The sequence below is a fragment of the Syntrophales bacterium genome, from assembly GCA_030655775.1.
Lineage (GTDB): Bacteria > Desulfobacterota > Syntrophia > Syntrophales > JADFWA01 > JAUSPI01.
Map to the genome: position 1 here is coordinate 1 of JAUSPI010000100.1, position 5181 is coordinate 5181.

The window sequence follows — 5181 nt, forward strand, 5'->3', positions numbered from 1 at the left end:
TGTTTGCGAACTGGAAACGCAGATATTATTAGCAGGGGATTTAGATTTAATTGAAAAAGGTGTATTGGGTAAACTAAAAAAAGGCATAGCAGAAAGCGAAAGAATGTTAAAGGCGCTGATAAAGTCTTTAGAAAACAAACCCTTGAATCCTTGACCCCTGGAATCCTTGGACCCTCTTCTCCAACTAAATTGGAGAAGAACCTAACTTTATTATTGACTAATTTGCTTCCATCTGAAAACATGTTGTAGGCGCAAGACACAGGGTTAAAATTAATTTTTAAAGGTTTTAATAGGAACTTCTGTTCCTAAAGTCGATGAAGACATCGGCCACTACATCAAAATCAGATATTTTTGTTAATCCGGAAGAAGTGTTAGTAGGAAACTTAATTGATTGTAAAGGTAATTAGTACAGCTATCGTTGGAATAGATTCCTATTCTGTCGATGTAGAGGTAGATATATCCTCGGGACTTCCTCAATTCTCGACTGTGGGACTACCCGATATCTCCGTCAAAGAAAGTAAAGACAGAATAAAGGCTGCCATAAAAAACTCCGGCTACAAATTTCCAGCAGACAGGGTTACGGTAAACCTTGCCCCTGCCGATATTAAAAAAGAGGGAACAAGCTTCGATCTGCCAATAGCCGTGGGTATCCTGTCAGCAGAAGGGATGATCGAAAAAGATGTCCTCCAGGACTATGTAATAATAGGGGAACTCTCACTGGATGGGCGTATCAAGGGCATTCATGGAGCCCTTTCCGCCGCATTTCAGACAAAGGAGATGGGGATAAGAGGCATTATCCTGCCAAGAGAAAACGCAGCAGAGGCGGCTATGGTAGAAACAATCGATGTTATCGCCGTTGACTATCTGTCCGATGTTGTCGAATTTTTTAATAACAGGAAAGAGATTGAACCGACAAGGGTTGACGTATCTGAAGTATTCAAGAGGAGCCTCAATTATCCCTTTGACTTTAGTGAAATACGCGGACAGGATCAGGCAAAAAGAGCCCTGGAGGTTGCTGCCGCAGGCGGACATAATATCATCATGATAGGACCTCCTGGTTCTGGAAAGACCATGCTGGCACAACGGCTCCCCTCCATACTTCCAGATCTTTCCTTTGAGGAGGCGCTTGAAACAACAAAAATTTTTTCTGTCGCGGGGCTTCTATCCAAAGAAGAAGCAATACTTGTAACGAGGCCCTTTCTTTCACCTCATCACACCATCTCGGATGCAGGACTCGTAGGGGGCGGCCATATTCCCAAACCCGGACAAATCAGCCTTGCCAAGGTCGACATACCTAAATAACCGTTAGACGAACACTTTTCCTTTCGATCTGATCCCACTATTTTACAATTTTCCTAGATTTACTTGACTTTTGAACTTTATCTGCTATTGTCAGTAATAATTTACTGGTATCCCCTATCACATTTTGCAATTTATGTCAAGAAAAAAGTTATAGAAAGGGTAAACGTCTTCGGATAAATGAAAAAGGTTGTAGAAATAATTGATTATTTAAAAAGCAAATGTGGAGTTGAATTTGAGCGTGATATTGCTAAGATAATAGCTCTCACCCCTTCTGATCTGGCTCGCCGAAAACTTCATGACAAAATTCCATACAAAAATCTTCTGCAGGCGTGTGAGGAGCACAACATTTCTGCTGATGAGCTGTTTTTTGGAAGGAAACCTGAAGATCCCACAATAAAACAGTTCCAGAATGAGGATATAGCAAGGAAGTTGATTGATATTCTCGCCAAGTTGGCGAAGGAACGGCCGGAGTTTTTTCGTGATATATACAGAAAAGTGATCGGAGAGGCGAGTTGGCTTGCCACAGAAAGAAAAAAAGAAATGTCCCAGGAGTTGAGTGCGGATGATGGTATCATACTGAGAATCAATAGAAAGAAAATGATTAATGCAATATTTCACTTCGCGTCTAAAACAAAGAACTGTGGGAAGACCAAGCTCATGAAGCTGATGTATCATCTTGACTTTTTTCATTTCAGGGAAGCTGGTCGTTCCGTAACCGGTCTGAGCTATTATGCCTGGAAGCAGGGCCCTGTCCCTGCCGATCTATTCATGGAATTATCTCGTGACATTAAACCTGACTTAAGGGAAGCTATTGAAATCGAAGTCATCAAAGACTTTCACAAAATAGTTCCTAAAGAAGATTTTAATTTTGATAAATCTGTATTTAGCAAACGTGAGTTACGTCTTCTGGAAAACGTGACAATCTTCTTTAAAGAGACAACTGCTGAACAGATTGTTGAAGTAACACATCTACCCAGACAGCCATGGTTTAAAACAATTGCGGAAAAAGGTGAAGGTAAGATGATCAGGTATATGCTTGCAGTAGATGGCAAGCACGGCCTCACCAGACGCGAGATTATAGAACGCCAGGAAGAATTGAGAGAGATGTATAAAAACCTTGGACTTGATTGGGGGGATGTTCCAGATGAAAGTGACGACATTCCTTCTCTACCGGAGAATTTCCCCTAACTAACATAAATTTTTTATTCTGCTTATACTTCGCCGTGAAATCCATCCCCTTCAGGGGGATGGATTGTAAGGCGTTTTTTTTGACATTTAGAACAGAGGTTGGTAGCACTGATGTTCATATATAGTACCGACACATGAATCACCAGAAACCGATACAAAGATATACTGAGCCTCAGACCAGCAATAAGTAAAGAATACCCATGATTAGCAAGTCTACACGGCTAATTGTATCCGGTAGCTTGTGATCTGTGTGTCGTGACTTTTACAACGCTGCCCCTTGAACAGAGGATAGACACTTACGGCCGGCGGGTGTTTCCCTTTCCGGATATGACTAGGCCGTGGAGCTTCCTACCCTCAAGCAAGTGTTCCCGGAGCCTTAGACACAGACATTAACGCCTCTATCAATATACTTAGGGCCGGGCAGACCCTTCAGGCGTCAACGTGGTCCGATGGGGCGTGTGTTGTCTGAGAATCCCTCCTCCTTCAGGAGGCAGGAAGTGTCAACCAAAAATCGAGGTCGATCGGTACGTTTATTGGGAGGTTATTATTGTGCAAGAGCAGGAAGCGGTTATTAACAGTATAGCGGAATTTGTTTTGAAAAACCATATCAGGCTCACATACGCCGATATTAATGGCGAGAGGTATGCTTTTAAATCGGTTGTCGACGCTCTGGAAAAGATTGGTCCCAAGGACGTCGAAACCCTCATCCTGAAAGGTAAGTGCGGAGTTTTAGGGATAATTCATCTTAGTAAAATATAATTCGCGCGCACACATTTTCTTTAAGGGGTAAGTCCCTGTTTCATAGTAACAATAATTCACAGTAAGGTAAGTGACCATTGGATACAAATACCTACACTGCAATCTATGTACGTGTGTCCACCGAGGAACAAGCCCAAAAAGGTTACTCTACTAAAAACCAGATAGAACAACTTACCCAAACCACAGAAAAACAGGGATGGAAGTATCAAATATTTGATGACATGGGCCATTCAGGGATAAAGTATGACAGGCCCGGTCTCACATCGATGCTCAATCTCATCAGGGAAGGTAAAATTGAGCGGGTTCTGGTCTGGAAGATTGACAGACTAAGTCGAAAGCTCAGCCACCTGCTGAATATACTTGAACTCCTTGAAGGCAACAAAGTTGAGCTTATTTCCATCAGCGAAAACTTTAATATCAATACCCCCATGGGCAAGCTTTTACTTGGCCTTCTTGGAAGCGTGGCAGAGTTTGAACGGGATTCGATAATTCAGAGAATCAAGGCGGTCAAAAACACTCGAAAGCGGGTAAAGCGACTGCCGCTGGGGCATGTGCCATACGGCCTGAAACTGAACGAAGAAAAGAACAAACTTATGCCTGATGACGGACCGGGCTGTGAGATTGTAAAAAAGATATTTGATCTTTGCCTTCACGGAATGGGTACGACCAGGATAGCTGAATATCTTAACAACAACGGGTTCAGAACAAAGAATAACAAACGCTTTGATTCTCCAACGATTGGACGAATGCTGGGCAATTATACCTATGCGGGCATGCTTGAAATAGACGGAAAACTGGAGCCTGGAAACATTGAGCCGATTGTAACATTTGATACTTACCAGAAAGCCAGACGGGAAATCCAAAAAAGGACTCGCACACCCGTTTCCTCCGCAGCCAAGCATCTACTGACAGGATTGCTAAAGTGCAATGTTTGCGGCAGTGGCTTGGTCAGCTCTGGAGACCACAAAACAGGAAAAAGATTTTATCGCTGTGGCCGCAGGGCTGATGAGGGCAGGTCAGCGTGTACCCTGAAATCATTTAACGCTGAAAGGATAGAAAAAGCTGTTACAGATAAGCTGATCAAAACAATTACAAAAAACAAGACCGAAATTCTTGAGGCCATGATCAATGGGGAAGCTGAGTACCGCAATCAGGAAAAAACTGCAACGCAGAACATCCAGAGGCTAAAAACACTCATCAAGAAAAACACAACGAGTATCAACAAATATTTTGAGATGTTTGAGTCTGAATTCATGGATAAAGCGGAGCTTAAAGACCGTATTGAAACGCTGAAAGCCGATAACGAAACATGCCAGAATCAAATAAGCGAGCTGAAATTTTCTCTTCCTGAGCTGGATCCTCTCGAAACGCGAAAGCAGTACGAAACTGCCCTGGAAAATTTTTGGCTCATACTTGACCTCACCGAACTTTCCGAAAAAAGAAATCTGTTCCAGGTTATTATCGAAAAAATCACCGCATACAATGACCATCTTGCCGTTCATCTGAAAACCGGATACTCGTTCCGTGTCGACTATCCGCGAAAAATACGAAGATTTACCAGAACATTAGCCGACTGGGAAATCACAGCACTTGAAGGAATGAACACGAAGAGGGCAAAGGCTGTGCTAATGGCAAACAACGGCATGGAGGTGCGAGAAATAGCGCATACTCTTGAAGTGGACTTCAGTAAGATTCAGTGGGTTTTGAAAGCGGCTGGCAAAAGAGGAATTGCCTCGTGTTTTAAGGATTTCGGGGAAAATCAGCCAATTCCATTCGAAAGTTTTTTACTAGAAAACATTGATACCTACAAGTATCTGTCATTCAGCAAGATCGCAGACGTATTGAGAAAAGAGGGATACTCTTTCTCCAATCAGCAGCTTAGAAACTTCTGGTACCGGCACTTCACACAAAAAACAGTCCTTCCCCCACCTG

4 protein-coding genes are annotated in these 5181 nt (G+C 42.8%); all 4 read left to right on the top strand.

Annotation, left to right across the window (positions count from 1 at the left end):
* Positions 1–387: 387 nt before the first annotated feature.
* Positions 388–1302: a YifB family Mg chelatase-like AAA ATPase gene (locus Q7J27_05245; protein ID MDO9528552.1), complete on the top strand. Its 915-nt coding sequence runs from the start codon at positions 388–390 to the stop codon at positions 1300–1302.
* Positions 1303–1479: 177 nt separating this feature from the next.
* Positions 1480–2490 carry a Panacea domain-containing protein gene (locus Q7J27_05250; protein ID MDO9528553.1) on the top strand — a complete coding sequence of 337 codons (1011 nt, stop codon included), beginning with the start codon at positions 1480–1482 and terminating at the stop codon, positions 2488–2490.
* Positions 2491–3039: 549 nt separating this feature from the next.
* Positions 3040–3249 carry a hypothetical protein gene (locus Q7J27_05255; GenBank protein MDO9528554.1) on the top strand — a complete coding sequence of 70 codons (210 nt, stop codon included), beginning with the start codon at positions 3040–3042 and terminating at the stop codon, positions 3247–3249.
* Between the two features lie 77 nt (positions 3250–3326).
* Positions 3327–5181 (top strand): recombinase family protein (locus Q7J27_05260; GenBank protein MDO9528555.1); only part of this gene is annotated, 1855 nt, incomplete at its 3' end.